Genomic DNA, 20,368 nt, shown 5'->3' on the forward strand with positions numbered 1-20,368 from the left:
TAAATCACAGACTTGATAAACGTTTTTGATAGACTGCAAAGCGATAGTTTTAGTGAGGAACACGTTTAATGCCGACCATACTTTGTTTTGGCGATTCAAATACCTGGGGCGCTGTACCGAATGAAGACCGACGTTACGGACCAAACGAGCGATGGCCATCCTTGTTACGAATGTCTCTACCGGATGGTTATGAGGTCATAGAGGAAGGGCAACCAGGACGCACCACTGTGCACGATGATCCTTTTGAAGGTGAGAAAAATGGCCTGCGCTATTTACGCCCTTGCTTGGAATCTCATCTGCCTGACTTGGTCATCATTATGCTTGGCACGAATGACATGAAAAACTGCTTGGGTTTGTCAGCTTTCGATATCTCGCGTGGAGCAGCTCGCTTAGCGCAAGAGGTTCTTAACTTTGATAACTGGGCAAAGCGAGAAGCGCCGCAAGTTCTATTAGTCGCGCCACCACCCGTGCATGAGATTGGTTTCTTCGGCAGTATGTTTATTGGCGGGGCGGAGAAGTCCAAAGAGTTTGGCTTTCATTATCGAAATCGAGCGGAAGAGCTGGGATGTGCATTTCTTGATGCCGGAACCGTAGTGGAATCTTGTCCTAACGAAGGCATTCATTGGCAACAAGACCAGCATGAGAAATTGGCGAAAGCACTGCTTCCTATGGTGTTAGCGGCTTTTCAAAAATCATAGACGTTAAGAGATTACAGGGAAAACAGGCTTTTCGTCTAAGGAAAAGCCTGTATTGAAAAGGTTGAGAAGCAGGGCGAGTATGCGCTGTGCCCTAAAGGTGGTGACGTATCTGGTTGGCGTACTCACCAATTGTAAAGTGCTTACATCGAGGCAAAACCGCTATCTGGGCACTCGTGTGCTGGAATTCTATGTATCCTTGCGAGACTGCCTTTTACGTGCGCCCACATCCGCAACATCGGACGCTTTGCAACAACCTCCGCCTTTGATCGGCCTACGTGAAAACATCACACCAATTGCGAGCATCGCAATACAACTTAGGAAAATAAGAACGGTAAGAACTAATGTCATAACACCACCTCCTATAAATCGCTGTATTGTCATCTTTCTCCAATTTTATAAACAAAGCAATGGTCGTTTTGTAACCACTTATTATTTTTATCAATAGTCAGACCTTTGCTGGTGGTGAAACATGATGAGAAACGAAGGCGAGCTCTGAAAAATCAGCCTCTGTGGTCTTAACCGATTCTTAATCTTTGGGGCCAAGACAGCAATTGGATTCCTTCTATAACTCATCAAATTGTTATGTTATAACGTATGTTTATTCAGAGTTTGTAGGTCAAAGGTATGCCATCAATTCCAGTCACCATTTTGCATGGATTTCTCGGGTCAGGGAAAACCACGTTTTTACGCAATATTCTTCAACAAGCCGATTCTTCTGGTATTGATCTTTCCGTTATTGTGAATGATATGAGTGAGTTAGACGTTGATGGCGTGCTTATCTTAAATACCGATGCGGTGAGTGAAGAGCAGGGCAACTTTGTCACGATCAGTGGAGACAGCATCAGCAGCCCGAGTGGTGTAAAGCAGCTCGATAAAGCCCTTAAAAAGCTCTGCGCAGAAAAATCGCCAGAATGGATTGTGATTGAAACATCGGGCAGTAGTCATCCTTTGCCTTTGGTTGAGTATTTCAAAAATAACGCACCATTCGCTCTCAAAGACGTGATTACGTTGGTGGATGCGACTTGGTTGCGAGACGACTATCGACAAGGCTCTGCCTTAATTCCGAAGTGGCAGGAGAACGTACAACAGGGTGTTCGCGGCGTTGAAAACTTGTTGGTAGAGCAAATCATGTTCTCAAACCGTGTCATGCTCACTAAGACGGACAAAGTGGATGACAATACCGTTCGCAACATCGCGCAGGCGATTCACCCGCTTAACGTTTACACCGAGATAATCAAAACGTCATGGGGAAACTTGGATATCCGCATGTTGAAAGGTGAGCAAGACTACAATTTCTTCCTCGTTGAGCAGTTAATCGCAGAACTTCGTGAGACGGTGAATGAGCCGTTGAATCTCTCTGATAAAGACGACCAAAGCCTTGTCGCCAAAGTGATCAAAGATGATCGACCTTTTCATCCTGCGCGTTTGTGGAATACCTGCCATCAGTATTTAACTAAAGGTGTGTTCCGCAGTAAGGGGTTCTTTTGGTTCCCAACTCGAGACGATGTTTCACTGCTTTGGAGCCAAGCAAACGGCAATGTGGGGCTTGAAATTACAGGCTTTTGGCGCGCTTCGGTAATCAATGACGAATCACAACACTTCACTGACGAACATCGCCAAATCCTGCAAGATAAGATAGACAGCGTTGAAAGCCGCTTTGGTGATCGTCGTTGTCGCTTAACGGTGATTGGTCAAGAAAACGAAGTCGATGTGTTTATTGATGCGCTGGAAAACTGCTTTTTAACGGATGCGGAACTGGAGCAATGGCAACAAGGGGCAACATTTGAAGATCCTTGGCCAAAGAAAATAGCTAAGTTGAGCCAGAAGAAGACGCTTTGAATGCACTGGTGAGGATTCCCTCGCTGCATGTTTGCTCGGGTTGTTTCGAGAACGGACTTACTGAATTGGCTCGGTATACCAAAATTGGCTTTGTGTAACGAGAAAGCCTCCCGAATGGTGGGAGGCTTTTTGTGTCTCAGTGGTTTACTGTTCCCATTCAGGGAAAGGGTCTTCCAGAGATAACCAATAGTCGAGCCCTTGCTCCATCTCATCTTCTGTTAACAAGCATTCGTTAAGACGAGCAATCAATTTCTCTCGCTCTAATCCCTGACCAATAAACACCAATTCTTGTCGCATATCGCCGTATGGTTCTTGCCAAATGTCGTTTATAGCGTCGAGGTAATCTTGATCCGTCGGCCATTCCTCCTTCGGAATCGCTTTCCAAAACATACCCGCAACACCATAACGTGCGATGCCTCCCGCTTGGCTCCATTGACCGACAAACTCTGGTCTTGTTGCTAGCCAAAAGTAACCCTTGGAACGAATCAGTTTGCCGTAATCTTTCGCATTGTGGAGGAAGTCGTAAAACTTCTCTGGATGGAAAGGACGTCTCGCATGATAGGCAAAGCTGGAAATGCCGTATTCTTCGGTTTCCGGTATGTGTTCGCCTCGCATTTCCTTCAACCAACCTGGGGCTTGTTGTGCCTTTTCGAAACTGAAGCTTTGTGTGTCGAGTACTGCTTCAAGTTCTACTTCACCATTCGAGATAGGAAGAATAGTGGCGGATGTATTGAGAGTTCTAAGAATCGCAAGAAGCCTTTCGATTTCTGATTTCTCAGCGAGGTCGGTTTTACTTATCAAGATAACGTCAGCGAACTCGACTTGATCAACGAGTAAGTCGGCGACGCTGCGTTCATCGTCTTCGCCTAAGGATTCGGCTGTCTCTGTTAAGAACTTAGCTTCATCGTAATCACGCAGAAAGTTAATCGCATCAACCACCGTAACCATTGTGTCTAAACGTGCAACGTCTGAAAGTGATAGCCCGTTTTCATCAGCAAACGTAAAAGTCTCTGCAACGGGAAGTGGCTCGGCGATGCCAGTGGACTCGATAACTAAGTAATCGAATCTGCCTTCTTGTGCGAGTTTAGTAACTTCTTCAAGTAGATCCTCACGCAGGGTACAACAGATGCAGCCGTTACTCATTTCAACCAACTTTTCTTCACTGTGGTTGAGAGAAACTTCATTCTGAACGGTCGCTGCGTCGATGTTGACTTCGCTCATGTCGTTGACGATGACCGCGACTTTTCTGCCTTGTCTATTGTTAAGAATATGACTTAAAACGGTTGTTTTTCCTGCGCCTAGAAAGCCGGACAAAACCGTAACAGGGAGTTTCTGGGTGTTCATGCTCATGCTCTTTATAGTGTAATGTTATAATATAACAATTAATATAGTCGGTGATCTTAACTCTGGCATCAAGCAGTTTGTGACTGTGTCGAGTACTGCACCTTATTGGCGCATTCATTCGTCGTTAAGTTATACAGATTCAGATGTACGGAATTTAGAGAGCGAACTCTTATCTCGGTGTGGAGGTTCTATGAACGAAGAGAAAAAGCATGTCATGACAGAAGAAGAAATTCTTGCAGCGCCCGAGGCGGATTATATGAATGAAGCTCAGCTCGCGTTTTTTGAAAACCGATTATTTGAGCTTTATGAATCGACGTTAGCGCATATTGAACGCGCGAAAGAAGAGATGATTGCGCCAATGGAATTCAGTGACGAAAGCGATAGGGCGTCCAGTGAGGAGCAATCTGCAATCGCATTAAGAATCATAGACAGAGAGCAAAAGTTGTTACCTAAGATTCAACAATCGTTGGCTCGCTTGCGCGCAGGGGAGTATGGCTACTGTTTAGAGTCCGGAGAACCTATCGGCATTCCAAGGTTATTGGCACGACCTACTGCTGAATATAGTGCAGAAGTAAAAGCCCAAATGGAGTCAAAAGAGCACTGGTATAGAGAGTAAAATTTCACCCAAGTAAAGAGGAGGAAGTGGGTTTTAAATCCCTCTTCGTCGCATAACAACGTGCAAGGTATTACTTGTTTTCACTCAACATGAATTTTCTTCATGTTGAGTGTGAGGAAATGTAACTTTCACTTACGTCATATTGTGATTGAATAGCCAAATAGATTTTAGCGGTATGGATGTCTAAATGGTAAATCTTACAATATTGGATGGTGGCATGGGGCGCGAGCTAAAACGCATCGGTGCTCCTTTTTCTCAACCCCTCTGGAGTGCCCAAGCACTTATCGAATCCCCACAGCATGTTACGCAAGCGCACCAAGGTTTTATTGATGCAGGTGCACAAATCATTACCGTCAACAGTTATGCTTGTGTTCCGTTTCATCTAGGTGAAGATTTGTATGCAGAGCAGGGACGCGAGCTGGCAGAGAAAGCCGCGAAAATTGCTCGTGATGTCGTGACCGCGTCACAAAAAGAAGTGCTTGTTGCTGGCGCGATACCGCCTACCTTTGGTTCTTATCGACCTGATTTATTTGAAGAAAAGCGTGCTTACGATATCAGTGTGAGTCTATTTGAAGCGCAAGAGCCACATGTAGACATTTGGTTGGCGGAAACTGTTGCAAGCCTTGGTGAAGCGCGAGTGATCAGCAAAGTTCTGTCTAAAACCGACAAGCCAGTTTATATCTCTTTCACGTTAGAAGATGAAATTAGCGAAGTCTCACGTCTGCGCTCTGGTGAGCTTGTCATAGACGCCGTTGAAGCACTTCTTGATACTAATGCGACCGGTATTTTCTTCAACTGCTCAATTCCTGAAGTGATTGAACAAGCGATCAAAGATGTGAATCAGGTATTGGAGCGGACTGGGAAGACGTTAACTATTGGTGTCTATGCAAACAGCTTTGCGCCCATTAAAGCGAATCACCAAGCGAACGAGTCATACCAAGGGCTTAGAAACTTCTCTCCAACAGAATATCTAGAATACGCGAAAACGTGGCATCGCTTAGGGGCGAGTATCATTGGTGGCTGTTGTGGCATTGAGCCTAGCCATATTGAAGAACTCACAGCGTGGAGAGACAGCCTTGAAGAATCTTAATCTCGGACTCACCATTCCTGCGATTGGTACGGTCTTGCTCATTTTACTCGTCTCTTCGATGTTCCCAGAGCAGTCTCAAGCTATGGCGAACAATGCAATGACGTTTGTAACCGATTGGTTTGGCTGGCTAGTGCAAATCTGCAGTCTTGCTCTTGTTGGCTTTCTACTTTGGTTGGCATTTTCCAAGTACGGCGACATTCGATTAGGTGAAGGAAAGCCAGAGTATTCGAACTTCTCTTTTGGCGGCATGATCTTTACGGCTGGTGTTGGTGCATCGCTCATTTATTGGGGGATTGGAGAGCCAATGTACTACCTGCAATCTCCACCACTATTTGCTGAAGCGAACAGTTACACTGCGTGGTCAGTCACTTATTCAATGTTCCACTGGGGGATAACAGGGTGGGCGATCTACTGTTTCCCTGCGATTCCTTTTGCTTACGCTTTCTATGTACAAAAACGCCGTACATTGAAGCTCTCGACACTGTGTGAACCCGTGCTAGGTAAGAATCCAATCGTGGGCAAATGCGTCGACCTCTTGGCCATCTTTGGAACACTCGCGGCTTTTGCGAGTTCATTGGCGTTAACCGTCACGTTGCTGAGTACAGGAGCGGCAGAGTTATTTGGGATAGAGAACAACTTGTTGCTTCAAGGCGGCATCATCTTCTTGTTCGTATTAGTTTTATTCGCAGTGACGCTGGTGGGCTTCAACAAAGGCATTAGTAAGGTATCCGATTACACGGTCATCGCTGCGATTCTCTTTGCCTTGTTTGTGCTGTTTTCATCAAATGCGCAATTTGTGCTGAACAACGTAACGGATTCACTCGGAGTCATGTTAGATAGCTTCTTCCGCATGTCTCTTTGGACAGACCCGGTGCAAAAGAGTGGTTTCCCTCAAGCATGGACTCAATACTATTGGTTTTGGTACTACGCGTACTTAATCATGATGGGGCTGTTCATTACACGTATATCGAGAGGTCGCACTATCCGTGAAGTCATCTTGTATACCATCTCGATGGGTGCTCTGGGATGCGCGTTCTTTATCTCAATCTTTGGTGGCTATGCGGTTTGGGCGCAGTTATTAGGTGGTTACCCAGTTCAAGAGTGGATGAGCAATGGTGGATTGACGTTTGCCGTCGTCTCGTTGATCAAAACTTTGCCAGCAAACAATGTGGTTCTTGCGGTCTTTTTGGTGATTCAATTCTTCTTGATGTTGACTACGATGTCGAGCGCTAGCGTGGCCACCTCAATGCTGACCACGAATCAGTTATCCCTAAACGGAGACCCAGACAACAAGGTCAAACTTATGTGGGCAGGGGCGATTGCAGTTATCAGCTTTAGCGTATTCCTCACGGGTGGTGGCATCAATACCATTAAATCCTTGTGCGTGGTGGCGGGACTACCGATGATGTTTATCTACGGAATATTGGTTAAACAACTCATGATGGAACTGAAAGGCAAGACAGCTTCGCAACCAGAGCCGGAAGCATCTGTAGAAGCACAAGAACTGATTGCTTAGCCTCAAATAACAAGCCCTCTTCATGCTTAAACTTGAAGAGGGTTTCTATCGTTCTATCAGTTAGCTTCTGATTTTATCCCTCTCTGAGCGCTAACTTGGTGCGCTGTTCTTCATCAGTAAGAAAAACACAAACACACCCTCTCATTTCCAAACTAAGCCACGGTTATTGCTTTGAAGTGCAAGTAAAAAGTCGGCATGATGTTTAGCAATTCAAAACGAGCTGCACAGAAGAAACACTCGCACACCTAATCTGACAGGAATAAACATGTACCAAGTTCTAAACGTGAATGAATATCCACAGGGAGTGGAAGTGTGCATTAAGTACATCCATACAAAGTGGGGTTCGGAAGACAATTACGCGTACTTTGAAAATGCGATTCTGCATTCAAGTAAGGAAGAAGACGCCATCCCTCAGTTTTATGTGTTGGTCACTGAAGGTGAGATTGTTGGCTGCTTTGGCCTGATCATTAATGATTTCGTCAGCCGACATGATTTATATCCCTGGTTGAGCTCTTTGTTTATCGAACCACAACATCGTGGCAAGCGATTGAGCGAATTGCTGTTTAATCATGCGTTGAATGCTGCTAAAAGTATGGGCTTCCAAAGCCTTTATCTGACGACCGACCACGATGGCCTTTATGAAAAATTTGGTTGGGATAGAATAGAAGACGCTTACGATCCGTCTGGTTATGTGACCAAGGTGTACCGTAAGTCTTTAGAAAACATCTAGAATCAACTGGAGTAGGTTTCTAGATTATCGATTAGTTAGTGTCCGAAGTAAGCAAGGAAGCGAAAATGCTATGGATTGTGACAAAGTACTTAACCACCGCCGCGATTGTGGTTCTCATTTCTGAAGTCGCGAAGCGAAGTGATAGGTTAGGGGCGCTCGTGGCTGCGTTGCCAACCGTGACCATATTGGCGTTGGTATGGATGTATATCGAAGGGCAAGGCACAGAGAAGCTGTCTAACCACGCGTTTTATACCTTTTGGTTTGTTGTACCAACATTGCCAATGTTTCTTCTTTTCCCTTATCTACTGAGTAAGTATTCCTTTTGGATTACCTTGCTTATTAGCTGTGTTGTATCCGTAATTTGTTTTGCGATAACGAATTTGATCGCAAAACAATTTGGTATCAACTTGCTTTAAGCTCGTCTTTCTTTTGGCTTTGTATCCATTGACGAGGTGACATACCAGATACATTTTGGAAAGCACGAGAAAAGCCCGAGTAGCTGTTGTATCCCACCTCGTCAGACACCCAGTTGAGCGGTTTATTTTGCAGTAATAAAGACTGGGCGACGGATACACGCCATTTTTGTACATAATCTCCCGGAGTTTCCCCAACCGCTTGTTTGAACGTCTCAATAAACTGAGTGCGAGACATGGCCGCCAATGACGCCAATTCATTTAGATGAAAATGACGGGCAGGGAGCTGATGAATAGCCGTCATAACGGGAGCTAAACGAGGGTGGGCGAGCGCAGCAAACAAGCCGTGTTCAATTTGCTTTTCCTCGATAAGATAACGAAAGATCAACGCCATTAAGGTATCGCTCAGCTTATCCAATAAAAACTCTTGTCCGATGCCATTTCCTCTTGCTTCCGAAGACAGCATATCCAAAACCGGAGTTAGGTTCGGCGCCGCGTTAAAGGGGATAACGATGATATCTGGCAAGACGGATAACAGAGGATTGATCTGCCCACCTCGATAATCCACATTGGCGCAAACCAATTCTGTTTCTTCGTTTCCTTCAATTCTATGCGGCGTATTGTTTGGAAGATAAATGATGCAAGGCTCTGTTAGCTTTTGAGCCTTCTCATTTGCGCTTGTCAGTATCAATTCGCCAGCATTCAAAACATGCAAATGGCCTCGGTTATGGTGCTCTGCTTGGAACGAGGAGATGCCACACAAGTGTCCAGAATAGAAAACGCCTGTGCGTATTGAGAAATGCTTCATCAGCTGTGACAACAGATCCATGTTACCTCCGAACGATTCGCGTACTTTTTTGGTTTTTTGTCCCTTTATAGACCGGAAGAGTTAGCTAATTTATTCACACAAGGCAAACAAACACAGACAAGGAGCTTACTATGTCACGCATTAAATCAACTGGTCGAAAACTCACTTTAATGACCGCTTTACTCGGAACCAGTTTTTCACTGATGGCTGCGGATGTAGGCATGAGCGTTGATGCAAATGATCTCGCTATCAAGGGTTACGATCCGGTCGCTTACTTCACGGATAATGGCCCGACTCAAGGAAAGGCCGAATATTCAGCGACGTACAATAATGCGATTTATCACTTTGTGAATGCTGCAAACCGAGACCAGTTTAAAGCTGATCCTCAAGCGTATGCACCGCAATACGGTGGTTACTGTGCATTTGGTGTTGCTATGGGCAAGAAGTTTGAAACTGACCCAGAGGCTTGGAAGATTGAAGGTGGCAAACTGTACTTAAACTTGGATAAATCGGTACAGAAGCGCTGGCTAGAAGATACGCAAGGCTTTATTCAAGATGCCAACACCAACTGGACAACGATTAAAGTTGTTGATGCAGATAAGCTGTAACGGACGAAGTTTTTATCCTTTCCTCACATATTCAAGGCGAGCCAATTGGTTCGCCTTTGTGTATTGGGGCGAGGAAACGAACGTTTATAAGTTGTTATTTACCCAAGGTAGAAGCGATACATTTGTCACGAAAATTGATTAATTCCCAATCGAATTAGTTAGATAGGTTGTTTTATAAATGCAGGTAGGATTATTGTTGTCGAATAATAATTTATATCAATAACAATCAGTTGGAACCTATCAGACATGAAAAACAATCTTCTTAAAAAACTACAAGTGCTCAGTGTTATCGCAATGGCTTCTTTGACGGTGGGATGTTCATCTATGGATGCACATGCGAGAGGGGGGTACGGTAAACCATTTTCCGGTACAGCGTTGTCGGTTGCGCGTCAGCCATGCTTCTTGGATGGTTCAGCCGTGTCTTACGCTTTATATCCTATTTCTTTTGTTGATATGCCTTTGTCATTGGTTACTGATGTTGTATTCCTGCCTGCTGATTTAATCATGTTATTTACTCCAACTACCAGTTACGGGAGTGTTTTGTCACAAGGTTGCCCAAGTGGAAGTATGATTTAGTTACTTTGCTTACGTTCATTCCATTATTAACTTTTAGGAATAATCGTTATAACTTCCAGCACTAAAGGGCTGCGGATAATATTGGATTCAGTTGTTAAGAATATTCCTACAAACCTTTAATTCTGGAGGGAAAGCAAATGAAGAAAGCTCTAATTTGCGTAGCGCTAACTTTACCTGCATTTCACGTGTTCTCTGCGCCAACAGACATCAATTCGCTTGAACGTATCGACTACGGAAACTATCAGTTTTACCAACCATACATTGAAACGGTACACACGGTAGATTTGATTGCACCGCCACCAGCAGAAGGCAGCAAACAAGATCTCGAAGATAAGCGTGTGGGTGCTATCGACTTTTCAGTTGATGACCCAGCGAGAATGGCTCAAGCGACACAAGACGCACGTATTACTCCAGAATACTTTGCCAAGATTTATGGTGATGTATTGGGCGTGAAGATTACTAAGGAAGACACCCCAGCGATGTATACCGTTTTAGGACGTAGCATTGCTTCTTTTGGTCTTGCGACATCAGACTCTAAAAAGCACTACAACAAAGCGCGTCCATTTGCAGTAAACGGCTTACCTTCTTGTACACCTTATGCCGAAGACTACCTATCTAAAGATGGATCTTACCCTTCAGGTCATACTGCATCAGGCTACGGGGTTTCACTCGTTGCCGCAGCAATTGCGCCGAACAATGCAAAAGCACTGACTGAGAGAGGTGCGGATTACGGCTACAGTCGAGTCGTTTGTAACGCACACTGGATGAGCGATGTGGAAGCAGGGCAAAAAGTAGCGCACATCGTGTTTGATAAGCTCAAGGCAGATAAACAATTTGCTGAGGACTTACAAGCTGCGCAGCAAGAGTACGTTGCGCTAACCCAATAACGATAAATCGATACAGGTACAGGCGGCCACAGTGCCGCCTTTTTCATTTTTAGCTCTTGCTATATAGACTTCTAATCACGGCTGAAATCACTCCTTGACCTTAAGCTAGCTTGAGGTTTTATCCTCGTAACCTCAAACAACAACCCACCAAAATCGGTAAGAAACCAATCGGAAAAGGAACTTCTATGAATCTAAATCAAGTACTGTTAACCGTTAAAGACATCAAGTCATCTATCGAGTTTTATCAAAAGCTAGGGTTCAATTTGATTGTTGAAACAGAAAATTATGCACGCTTTGAGTGCCTTGACGGAGATGCCACTTTTTCACTTTATCTCGGTGATTCAGAATCAAAAAGCAACAGCGTGATCTATTTTGAACACGAAGATCTTGATGCGTTAGTCGATACTTTAAAGAGGAAAGGCATCGAGTTTGTTCAAGAACCTACAGACAAAGACTATCTGTGGAGGGAAGCAATGCTTAACGACCCATCAGGTAATGAGCTAAAGCTGTATTGGGCTGGAGAGAACCGAAAGAATCAGCCTTGGCGAGTTGCTAACAATTAAGCTCTCTAAGCAAAGTAGCAGAGGTGAGCGAGCAGAGCATGCTCACCTTAAATAGGGCTAATGTTGTTGATTGGCTCTTACCAATTCACATGTCTGCTCGACAACTACTTATCTACATCACCGATAACGCCTTCATGGGATAGATCGCCAGATAACTCTGCTTGGATCTCTGTAAGGCTTTCTTCTTCAGCCGCGACGACTTTTCCTGTTAAGGCATCAACCTCAACTTCATAAGCCTTGTCACCTTTCTTAATGAAGACGTCCCATTGCGTATCTGGTTCATCATGGCGAATGCCAAGCACTTCAACATCTAAAGCGCCAAGCGCGGATTTAATGGCTTCTTCTTGGCTAATGATTTTCGCGTCGGACGCGGCGTAACTTGGAAGGCTCAATACACCAAATGCGGTCAAGGCCGAACATAAGATTAACTTTTTCATTGGTTTCTCCTTAAGCTCTCATCTCACCAGAGAGAATTCTTTCGTTGGCATCTCCATAGTGTAGGTGGTGACGTAAAAGAAATGTGAATATGCCCTTTGAAAGGCATTCGTTCTAAAAACACACATTTTGTCGCGTCGGGGACTGGTGTAATAAAGGGGGATCGATACAGGGAGTACGGGACGCTTGGGCTCTACAAGTTTTTCACATTTCTATTGGTAGTTTGGCGACAGTTAAAACCATGATGGATTGAAGTTGTCGTATGAACAAAAATTTGATGCTCAACTTGGGCATTGTATTCGTTGCTTTACTAATCCCTTACTCGGTGCTGCAAATAGGCACACCAACACTAGAGTGGCCAATGTTTTGGCAGGTGCGCACTTATTTGGTCAACTACAGCGGCATCGTATCAATGATCTTGATGTCGTTGTGCGTGATTCTATCTGTGAAGCATTGGCCGTTGGAACGCTGGTTAGGCGGACTAGATAAGCAATATCGTCTGCACAAATACCTAGGGATATCGGCGGTGTTTTTTGCTTTGTTTCACTGGGGGGCATTTTTAAGTGATGATTTCGCGATGGATTTTGGTTACGTCGAGCCAAAGAATGAGACCTTTCCATTTTGGAAGCTGAATGATGCGTTGGGTGATCAGGCGCAGTTAATTGGCGAATATGGTTTCTATCTGTCCGCGGCTTTTGTTTTGATTGCATGGATTAAGAAGTTCAAACACAACGTCTTTCAGCTCACTCATAAAGTCTTTCCATATCTTTACCTGCTTTTAATGCTGCACATGGTGATGTTCTTTGATGCAAGCCTGTGGTTAACCGTTACCGGAGCTATCCTTCTGTTGGTCAGCGGTTTAGCAACGGTAGGATGCTTGATTACTGTCTTAGGTTTGAATGGTAAGAAGAAACGTTATCCCGCCAAGGTTAGTCGTATCAAATCAATCAACGGCGGAATTGAAGTAGTCATAAAAGTTGAAGTACCTCAATTTACGTATCAACCCGGTCAGTTTGCATTCATCGGATTTGACGATAAAGAACGGCCACATCCATTTAGCTTGGCGTCAGCTCATAACGACAACGGCCAAGTGCGATTACTAATCAAAGCCAACGGTGATTACACGCGTTCATTAATGGAAACGCTTAAAGTCGGGCAATCGGCTCAGATAGAAGGCCCGTACGGTTGTTTCAATTTCCAAGATGATACAGAGCAACAAATTTGGTTTGCAGCAGGCATCGGAATCGCGCCATTTTTAACCGCAATTGAGGCGGTAGGGACTGCAAAGTCCGTAACGCTTTTCTACAGCTATCGAGAAGAGGACAAAGCGCTTCTGGATGAATTACAACACCGAACGAAGGAAGCGGGCGTAAAGTTATACATGAAAAACACGAGTGAAGAAGGGCGTTTTACCAACACGGACGTCATTGAGCGCATAGCAAATGTGGAGAGCAGCAGTGTGTGGTTTTGTGGGCCTTCCGAATTAGGTAAGACGCTTGAGAAAGCATTTATCAATATCGGTCTACCAGCCAAGTCATTCCATCGAGAGTTGTTTGAGTTTAGATAGAACTAACTGTACTCTGGGCTAAGAATCAATAGGGCGAACCAAATGGCTCGCCTTATTTTGTTTTTGCTGCAAGGGCTTAAAAGATCGCCTGTTTTTTATCTTTGATATAGAAATAGACGCTGATAGCGATAAACAAGAACGTGAAATAGTAGAAGAACGAAGACAGCGATGCGATAAAGTCGATGTGTTGTTCTATTTGCGCTTCGGTGTAGTTTTGCGAGAGTAACTTGTAGTAGTAGGCATAGAGCATACCTATCAAGCCGTAACCCAAGTTGAACATCAAACCTTTGAAGCTTAATACTGTCGCTCGGTTGTGTGACTCTGTTTTCTTGTTCAAGTGATAGCTGATGAAAATGTTCATCGTCATGATAATAAAGATCAGAATCAGCGCAGGAATCACCCCGTAAATTGACCAGCCTAAGCTTATCCAATAGTAGGTCGCCATCGTTGCGATGCCCATGACTAAAATGAACGTCTTAGGTGCCATACTCTCTGCCAAACGGCGGCTTTGACCAGCTAAGATAATCTGCAAAAGGCTAATGCCAGCGCCGATCAAACCAAAGTAGATAATTGGAATATCAATCGCACGGTAGTACTGACTGTTCATGGTCAAAAACATTCGTGAAGTGTGCTCGAACAAACTGTAGTAGAGCAGAATGAACAGTACGTAAGGCGTAGACAATACCCACTTGGCGGTGTTGAGTGTGAGCTTCATGCTGGCCATGGTTGAAGCCAACTTGCTTTCACTGCTTGGTATGACCTTTTTCTCTTCTCTCATGCTGAATGCGGCGTAGATGGCGATCAACGCAACAAACAAAGTCGCGTAAACAGGGATGCGCATGATGTCTTGCGTGGTTTCTGGTTTGTCGAATCCAAGGAACTGATAAACGTTGGCCATAAAGTTCACGTCGTACATGGCAGCGCCTACAAGTGTGACCACAATACCCACGCTAGAGGCAATACGAAGTTGAATCTGTAACACTCTCGGCCACAGTTCTTCCTTGCCTTGTTCTTTCAATGTGTCGTAAGCCAATGCTTCATCTGCGCCACTTGCTAACGCCATCGCTAAGCCGCTCAGCACTCGGTTAATCAAAAACACAACGAAAACAAAAGTGGGATTCCCAGTAGGGACAAAGGCGATCATTGCGATTTCGATGAACATGACGATGGACGACAGCACCACCAGTCGTTTTCGCCCTAAGGTATCGGCAAAAGCGCCGGAAGGGACTTCCGCAAGCACAATGGTCGCGGCCCAAACAACATTGAGCATGGCGAATTGAGACAGCGTTAATCCGTAATCCAAATAGAGCAGGGTAAATACGGGGTAATAGAAGCGCGCAAAGTAACTGCTTCGGAACATGAGGAAGCAGCGAACGTTACGGATTTTGAGGATTTCTTTCAGCGTCATGAAACATTCAGCAATATGAATAACATAACGTTATGTATAAACCTTTTTTAGATTGATGGGAAAGGTTTGTGCTTTGAAATCGCGAGATTTTTCTGAATAGTCCCTATTCCTTAGTTAACGACTCAACGCATCACCCAGTGGACGAAAGTACGCTTGAAGCGCTTCATATATCGCGTTTCTGTGTGCGATATCTGGGTAAAGAGGTAGGGTGTCCGCTTTTGTTGTGCCAGAAACTAGGTATGCGTTTTCAATGCCAGAACAAGACTCCACAACGGCTTCAAATGCTCGTGCCATCATCTCGGTGGGTTGTGAAAAGTAGCTTGAACCCATCGCTTGGTCTGCTTTTACACTTCGGGATACATAGTCATGTCGATCTTGGCCGTCTGGCGTGAGCAATGTGGCGTCAAAAATCTTCAGTAATCGCTCGTTGAGTGGATGCGGGAAATGATCGGCATTTTTTAGCCAGCAATCACTCGCAAATAAGATTTGCCGCTGCGGCCCCGAACGATCGCCAATGTCGAAAGCTTTCTCGGCAATGTAATGATCGAACGCGTGCCAAAACTCATGAGCAAGCGCTCCTGCACCAGCATTCTTTGCCAAGGCTAATTCACGTTGATTCGGAGCGTAATGCGCTTGAACGCCTTTGCGGCCGCCAGTACCAAAAGCAAGGCTCAAATTACCACGAAGTCCAATCGCCGAAGGCGGTAGCGCAAGGATGTACGCTAAGTCTGCGAGAGAATCGAATATTAAGTTTGCTGCGAGGTCTTTTTCTTCTTTGTTCACCCACTTACCAATACGAATTCCGCCGATGCCAAATGTTTCTTTGATGTCGACAAACGACACTTGGTCGCCATGGCGATAATCAGGGCCTTTACGCGTTTTGTATTTAAAACTGGTTAACTGCAAGACATGCCTCGAAGTGGTGCTGAAGGAGTGGAAACTTATACTCAAAACATAAGACGTCAGATTATACCGCAATAGAAGGCAGAGTCGGAGATTTCGTCCTATCTCGCTTTACGCAGGCTCGCTAACTTGTCCAATCCATCTACACTAAAACTAACACTTGTTTTATTCGCTTTGATTTTCAATAGCTTTGATGTGATTCCACTCAATGGATTCGAGTCATCGAAATACGGATATTTTATGTGGCAAACATTTCTGGTTTTTAAGCATGATTGGGAGATTTCGCCGTGGACCCGTTAACGCAAGGGTTGGTTGGGGCGTCATTGTCTCTATCAGTAAGCAAAAAACAACACTTGGTGGCGGCAGGTGTCCTTGGAATGCTTGCTGGTATGGCACCAGATTTGGACATACTGATTCGCTCTTCTAGTGATCCGCTGCTGTTTTTGGAATATCACCGACAGTTCACCCACTCGTTGCTGTTTATTCCTATTGGCAGCTTGCTCTGTGCTTTGGTTCTCTATCCACTTTTTGCTAAAAGGCTTGGTTTATCGTTCACACAAAGCTGGTGGTATTGTGCGCTTGGTTACGCCACACACGGTTTATTGGATGCGTGTACCAGTTACGGCACTCAACTTTTGTGGCCGTTTACCAACGAGCGTTATGCGTGGAATACCGTTTCTGTTATTGATCCTGCTTTCACGCTTCCTGTTTTAATAGGCGTCGTGTTTGTTTTGCTGAAACGTAACCCTTGGTATGTACGAATCGCGATAGTTTGGGCGTTTGCTTATCTTACGTTCGGCATGATTCAAAGAGACAGAGCAGAAGAAGCAGGATGGGAGCTTGCACAAGCAAGACAACATGCTCCAGTGCGCTTAGAGGCCAAACCTACGTTCGCGAATAGTTTGGTTTGGAAAGTCATCTACGAAACTGAAGGTCGGTACTATGTAGACGCCATAAGAGTAGGAGCTGCGACCAAAATCTACACTGGAGAATCAGTTGCCAAACTGGACATCGGTAAAGACTTCCCTTGGTTAAGCTCAACATCGCAGCAGGCCTTAGATATTGAGCGATTTCGTTGGTTCTCTGATGGCTTTGTCGCGCGTGACCCAGACGATGAAAAGCGCATTATAGACGTGCGTTACTCAATGGTTCCAAATCAGATAAAAGCCTTGTGGGGCATTGAGGTTTCGCAATCTGATGATGAAAACGCTCACGTGGTATACACAACACATCGAGACACCTCGCAAGAATCAAGACAAGCATTTATCGATATGCTGAAAGGCAACGACTAAGTGTGACTCAAGAGTAATTAAGCGCACTGAAAGTCTTTAATCAATGTTGGCTTTTTGGAGAAGAAAAGTTTGCTAAACAAGGATTTGTATTCCCATCCAAGAGACAACAGGCTTTTCGCTAGGTTCTTGTTTTCAATGATGGCAACTTCAACACCTTGATAGTGATGCGGGTTGTTTCTCACGTAGTCGATAAACGCGGTTAAAACCCCTTGGCCACGTACCGAAGGATCAAAGTTGATCGACACAATGGAAAAGCGCTGACTCCCGACAGGACAACGGACAAAGCAGTAACCCAACGGGTGAGTAATGGTTTCTGAAAACTCTGGGAAAGGGCGAGATTCGAAGTCCTTAGATAACTCATCGTATTGCTTACAGAGGTAATGAAAGAGTTGTTTCGCTTCGTTGTTCATAATGGTGTTGCTTTGTCTTGCTGGATTTCACGGTAATTTTAACCACAGTCCGCATCACAAAATGCGGTGAACTTTTTCCAGATTGATTTCCTCTTTTTGAAAGTAATGTTATTTCAAATGAAGATTAATGATTTCTATATGGAATAGAAAAAACAGAACTTGCTACTCTGAAATTGAAAGAGTTAAAAAGTAAAATAGTAAGAAGAGACAGTAATTGATAGAAGCAAAGACCACGGCTTGATGGAACTAAATATGACGAAAGGTACGGCACCCATTCTTTATTCTTTGCACAATTGCCCCTACGCGATTCGTGCAAGATTTGCGTTGCTCAAAGCCCAGCAATGCGTGCTTATTCGTTCTATCAAGCTCGATAACAAGCCATCAGAAATGCTAGAGGTATCGCCGAAGGGCAGTGTGCCTGTACTAGTCATTCCCAATTGTTCTCAAATGGACACTACACCTCAAAAACAGATACTTGAAGAAAGCTTAGACATTATGGTTTGGGCACTTTCTGAGTGTGATCCGCAGGATCTTTTGAATAGCAGTCATCCAGAAGCATTGCCTAAAATGCTCGAAGTGATTGGAGAGTTTGAATCGCACTTTGTACCCGCGATGAACGCTTTTGGCTGTGCGAAGCGTTACCATGAAGATAATGCAGATGAACTGCGTAAAGAGTGTGAAAGGGAACTCATCAAGCTTGAGTCTCTTTTAACGCAGCACTCCTTTTTGTTTTCGGAACGAGAAAGCTTGGTCGATATTGCTATTCTGCCTTTCATCCGTAAGTACACACGTATCGATAAACAGTGGTTTAGACAAAGCCCTTACCCAAAGTTGAAAGCGTGGCTGAATGGTTATATTCAAAGTCCTCAGTTCTCCAAAGTGATGAAAAACTATGACTTGTGGTTAGACGCTCGGGAGGAGCAATACTTTGGCAATTAAGCGCTGCTCTTAAGGCTATTTGGGCGGAATCGCCGAGCGCATCTTCACTTTTGCAATATTAGCTTACTGCCTCATCCATTGACGATCACATCTACGACGCGCATCCTTTTACGTTCACTCAGGGCCAAGGCTCTTATTTCGCAAACAACTCGATAGCTGCGTTTAGTGCGCAGTATTTGAATTTAAAAGGTAGCGCGTATGAACAAGATTGTTATGTTGGTGATGGGGCTGCTTTTTACCAGTCGGTTGTTTGCAAGTATTGTCCCTCACGCAAGCCAACTTGAACACGATGCGCCCATTCTTCTTCGTTCTGTGTTGCTTGTCGGTGTTGCAGGCTTCCTGATCTGGAAAGTGGTTCAGTACTTCCAGAAAAGCAAATCTTCAGAGTAACTCGCTGCTACTGGACTTTATCTGCACATCCAAACAAATAAAAAGTGGTAATTGAAATCACAGCCCTTAGAATGCGCAAACTAAAAGTTAATAACTGATGTAGAGTGATTTTATGCTTCGTGATTACACATTCGATTGTCTTGTGACTATGCCACGCCATGAACTGGAAGAGTTTAGTGCTCGCATGATCAGTAAAATGGTGCCAGAAGATGTGATGAACGAACTGTTTACCTTCGACCAAGAAGAAGTAGACAGTGAAGACCGCATGTTGTCAGCGCGCCTAGATGCGATGTTACGTATGACTGCAATCGCACTAAGTGAAATTCAGCAAGCGTTTGATGATTCGGACAACGCGAAGCAAAACAGCGAGCGTATGACGCGTCTTGTGCTTTGGCACTTCTACGCAATTTCATTCCGTCTAGAAGAAGCAATCACGCTTGAAACCCACTGTGAGCAAGTAGAAAAACTACTTCAAAACACACCGACAGACGTATTTGCATGGGTGAAGACCCTAACTGAGCTTCTACACACGTACGCGGAAATCAACGCGAAGGAAAACCCAGAAGGCTAAGTCTTACTGGGAATAAAAGATATAGCATGAAAGGCGAGCCAATTGGTTCGCCTTTTTCGTTTGTTTTCGAGAAGGCTGTTGCACGTTTCAAGCTCAAAATGACGGCAATAGAACACCCAAGTTGTGAGTTGACGCAATGCATTAACGTTGTGCTCGATAAGGAAATTCGTCACCATGAAAAACGAACTAGACGAGCGAGCACGAGAGGAATATGGCCAAAATCTATTTTGTTTGTGGTTTTATCGGTTCGGGTAAGACGACGTATTCAAAAGCGCTTGCAGAAAAGCATTCAGCGTTTCGTTTCTCCATCGATGAATGGATGATCCCTTTATATGGAGAGCATATGGAACGTGACGTTTTCGATAGCCGCTTAGCGACACTTCAGGGGCTATTCAAAGACTCAGCACTGCAGCTGTTCTCTCTTGATGTTCCAGTCATATTTGATTTCGGTTTTTGGCGCAAAACAGATAGAGAAGCCATTGTCGATTGGGCGTCGAGCATTGGAGTGGACAGTGAAGCGCATTATCTCGATGTGCCTTTCGAAACTTGCCAACAAAGAGCATTGTCACGTAATGCGGAACTGGGTGGGAATTCATATCACATGTCGCCAGAAATGTTGGATTTGTTTTGGTCTTGGTTTGAGGTTCCAACATCAAATGAAAATGTACTTTGGGTTAAATAAACAAACTCATCCCAAATCGTCACTCTATGTTTTCCATTGACATAACCGTTTACTCGGTCAGCCTATCTCGTATCTCGTATCTC

At 44.5% G+C, this 20,368-nt stretch carries 24 protein-coding genes; 17 read left to right on the forward strand and 7 right to left on the reverse strand.

Annotation, left to right across the window (positions count from 1 at the left end):
- Window positions 1-68: 68 nt before the first annotated feature.
- Complete coding sequence (locus tag KIT90_RS20060) at window positions 69-698, forward strand: SGNH/GDSL hydrolase family protein (RefSeq protein ID WP_285378276.1); 630 nt, start codon at window positions 69-71, stop codon at window positions 696-698.
- Window positions 699-884: 186 nt separating this feature from the next.
- Here KIT90_RS20060 and KIT90_RS20065 read toward each other — a convergent pair whose 3' ends face one another.
- A complete protein-coding gene (locus tag KIT90_RS20065; RefSeq protein WP_162998339.1) occupies window positions 885-1,046 on the reverse strand; it encodes a hypothetical protein in 162 nt (53 codons plus the stop codon).
- Window positions 1,047-1,322: 276 nt separating this feature from the next.
- Here KIT90_RS20065 and KIT90_RS20070 point away from each other — a divergent pair, with 276 nt between their 5' ends.
- Window positions 1,323-2,537: a GTP-binding protein gene (locus KIT90_RS20070; protein ID WP_285378277.1), complete on the forward strand. Its 1,215-nt coding sequence runs from the start codon at window positions 1,323-1,325 to the stop codon at window positions 2,535-2,537.
- 144 nt (window positions 2,538-2,681) lie between these two features.
- Here the strand turns inward: KIT90_RS20070 and zigA are convergent, their stop codons facing one another.
- Window positions 2,682-3,881 (reverse strand): zinc metallochaperone GTPase ZigA, encoded by a 1,200-nt coding sequence (zigA, locus tag KIT90_RS20075; RefSeq protein ID WP_285378278.1) that lies wholly within the window; start codon window positions 3,879-3,881, stop codon window positions 2,682-2,684.
- A gap of 190 nt (window positions 3,882-4,071) precedes the next feature.
- On the opposite strand from zigA, the gene KIT90_RS20080 reads away from it, so the two are divergent.
- From KIT90_RS20080 to KIT90_RS20100, 5 genes are all read left to right on the forward strand, one after another.
- Complete coding sequence (locus KIT90_RS20080) at window positions 4,072-4,497, forward strand: TraR/DksA C4-type zinc finger protein (RefSeq protein WP_020196339.1); 426 nt, start codon at window positions 4,072-4,074, stop codon at window positions 4,495-4,497.
- 187 nt (window positions 4,498-4,684) lie between these two features.
- Window positions 4,685-5,587 carry a homocysteine S-methyltransferase family protein gene (locus tag KIT90_RS20085; protein ID WP_285378279.1) on the forward strand — a complete coding sequence of 301 codons (903 nt, stop codon included), beginning with the start codon at window positions 4,685-4,687 and terminating at the stop codon, window positions 5,585-5,587.
- Window positions 5,574-7,103 (forward strand): BCCT family transporter, encoded by a 1,530-nt coding sequence (locus KIT90_RS20090; RefSeq protein ID WP_285378280.1) that lies wholly within the window; start codon window positions 5,574-5,576, stop codon window positions 7,101-7,103. Before KIT90_RS20085 ends, KIT90_RS20090 begins: the two co-directional genes overlap by 14 nt.
- Before the next feature lie 265 nt (window positions 7,104-7,368).
- Window positions 7,369-7,833 (forward strand): GNAT family N-acetyltransferase, encoded by a 465-nt coding sequence (locus KIT90_RS20095; RefSeq protein ID WP_038878040.1) that lies wholly within the window; start codon window positions 7,369-7,371, stop codon window positions 7,831-7,833.
- A 65-nt stretch (window positions 7,834-7,898) separates the two neighbouring features.
- Window positions 7,899-8,249 carry a DUF3147 family protein gene (locus tag KIT90_RS20100; protein ID WP_005440716.1) on the forward strand — a complete coding sequence of 117 codons (351 nt, stop codon included), beginning with the start codon at window positions 7,899-7,901 and terminating at the stop codon, window positions 8,247-8,249.
- On the opposite strand, the gene KIT90_RS20105 is transcribed toward KIT90_RS20100, so the two are convergent.
- Window positions 8,236-9,075, reverse strand: coding sequence for an AraC family transcriptional regulator (locus KIT90_RS20105; RefSeq protein ID WP_285378281.1), 840 nt, complete (start codon window positions 9,073-9,075; stop codon window positions 8,236-8,238). The two genes, KIT90_RS20100 and KIT90_RS20105, sit on opposite strands and share 14 nt — an antisense overlap.
- A 110-nt stretch (window positions 9,076-9,185) precedes the next feature.
- Here KIT90_RS20105 and KIT90_RS20110 point away from each other — a divergent pair, with 110 nt between their 5' ends.
- The 4 genes from KIT90_RS20110 to KIT90_RS20125 all read left to right on the forward strand — a co-directional run bounded on the left by KIT90_RS20110 (window position 9,186) and on the right by KIT90_RS20125 (window position 11,688).
- The gene (locus KIT90_RS20110) at window positions 9,186-9,662 is read left to right on the forward strand and encodes a YHS domain-containing (seleno)protein (RefSeq protein WP_033006299.1); all 477 of its coding nucleotides are present in this window, start codon (window positions 9,186-9,188) and stop codon (window positions 9,660-9,662) included.
- A 246-nt stretch (window positions 9,663-9,908) separates the two neighbouring features.
- Complete coding sequence (locus tag KIT90_RS20115) at window positions 9,909-10,238, forward strand: YceK/YidQ family lipoprotein (protein WP_033006297.1); 330 nt, start codon at window positions 9,909-9,911, stop codon at window positions 10,236-10,238.
- Window positions 10,239-10,375: 137 nt separating this feature from the next.
- Entirely contained in the window at window positions 10,376-11,125 is a 750-nt protein-coding gene (locus KIT90_RS20120; RefSeq protein WP_285378282.1) for a phosphatase PAP2 family protein, read from the forward strand.
- Between the two features lie 185 nt (window positions 11,126-11,310).
- Window positions 11,311-11,688, forward strand: coding sequence for a VOC family protein (locus KIT90_RS20125; RefSeq protein WP_285378284.1), 378 nt, complete (start codon window positions 11,311-11,313; stop codon window positions 11,686-11,688).
- A 104-nt stretch (window positions 11,689-11,792) separates the two neighbouring features.
- Here the strand turns inward: KIT90_RS20125 and KIT90_RS20130 are convergent, their stop codons facing one another.
- Complete coding sequence (locus KIT90_RS20130; RefSeq protein WP_285378286.1) at window positions 11,793-12,125, reverse strand: PepSY domain-containing protein; 333 nt, start codon at window positions 12,123-12,125, stop codon at window positions 11,793-11,795.
- A gap of 260 nt (window positions 12,126-12,385) precedes the next feature.
- Here KIT90_RS20130 and KIT90_RS20135 point away from each other — a divergent pair, with 260 nt between their 5' ends.
- Complete coding sequence (locus KIT90_RS20135; RefSeq protein ID WP_285378289.1) at window positions 12,386-13,690, forward strand: ferric reductase-like transmembrane domain-containing protein; 1,305 nt, start codon at window positions 12,386-12,388, stop codon at window positions 13,688-13,690.
- A 76-nt stretch (window positions 13,691-13,766) separates the two neighbouring features.
- Here the strand turns inward: KIT90_RS20135 and KIT90_RS20140 are convergent, their stop codons facing one another.
- Complete coding sequence (locus KIT90_RS20140) at window positions 13,767-15,098, reverse strand: MFS transporter (protein ID WP_038871065.1); 1,332 nt, start codon at window positions 15,096-15,098, stop codon at window positions 13,767-13,769.
- A gap of 114 nt (window positions 15,099-15,212) precedes the next feature.
- On the reverse strand, window positions 15,213-16,004 hold the full coding sequence (locus KIT90_RS20145) for a CLCA_X family protein (protein WP_009704528.1): 792 nt from the start codon (window positions 16,002-16,004) through the stop codon (window positions 15,213-15,215).
- A gap of 284 nt (window positions 16,005-16,288) precedes the next feature.
- Between KIT90_RS20145 and KIT90_RS20150 the strand changes: the two genes are divergently transcribed.
- Window positions 16,289-17,293 carry a metal-dependent hydrolase gene (locus tag KIT90_RS20150; RefSeq protein ID WP_285378291.1) on the forward strand — a complete coding sequence of 335 codons (1,005 nt, stop codon included), beginning with the start codon at window positions 16,289-16,291 and terminating at the stop codon, window positions 17,291-17,293.
- Window positions 17,294-17,310: 17 nt separating this feature from the next.
- Here KIT90_RS20150 and KIT90_RS20155 read toward each other — a convergent pair whose 3' ends face one another.
- Complete coding sequence (locus tag KIT90_RS20155) at window positions 17,311-17,703, reverse strand: hypothetical protein (RefSeq protein WP_285378292.1); 393 nt, start codon at window positions 17,701-17,703, stop codon at window positions 17,311-17,313.
- A gap of 252 nt (window positions 17,704-17,955) precedes the next feature.
- On the opposite strand from KIT90_RS20155, the gene KIT90_RS20160 reads away from it, so the two are divergent.
- The 4 genes from KIT90_RS20160 to KIT90_RS20175 all read left to right on the forward strand — a co-directional run bounded on the left by KIT90_RS20160 (window position 17,956) and on the right by KIT90_RS20175 (window position 20,285).
- Window positions 17,956-18,642 carry a glutathione S-transferase gene (locus KIT90_RS20160; protein ID WP_285378294.1) on the forward strand — a complete coding sequence of 229 codons (687 nt, stop codon included), beginning with the start codon at window positions 17,956-17,958 and terminating at the stop codon, window positions 18,640-18,642.
- A 198-nt stretch (window positions 18,643-18,840) separates the two neighbouring features.
- Complete coding sequence (locus KIT90_RS20165) at window positions 18,841-19,032, forward strand: hypothetical protein (protein WP_009704524.1); 192 nt, start codon at window positions 18,841-18,843, stop codon at window positions 19,030-19,032.
- 112 nt (window positions 19,033-19,144) lie between these two features.
- Window positions 19,145-19,603 carry a hypothetical protein gene (locus KIT90_RS20170; RefSeq protein ID WP_009704523.1) on the forward strand — a complete coding sequence of 153 codons (459 nt, stop codon included), beginning with the start codon at window positions 19,145-19,147 and terminating at the stop codon, window positions 19,601-19,603.
- A gap of 211 nt (window positions 19,604-19,814) precedes the next feature.
- The gene (locus KIT90_RS20175; protein WP_285378296.1) at window positions 19,815-20,285 is read left to right on the forward strand and encodes an ATP-binding protein; all 471 of its coding nucleotides are present in this window, start codon (window positions 19,815-19,817) and stop codon (window positions 20,283-20,285) included.
- Window positions 20,286-20,368 lie beyond the last annotated feature (83 nt).

The sequence above is a fragment of the Vibrio sp. B172a genome (assembly GCF_030248355.1).
GTDB lineage: Bacteria > Pseudomonadota > Gammaproteobacteria > Enterobacterales > Vibrionaceae > Vibrio > Vibrio owensii.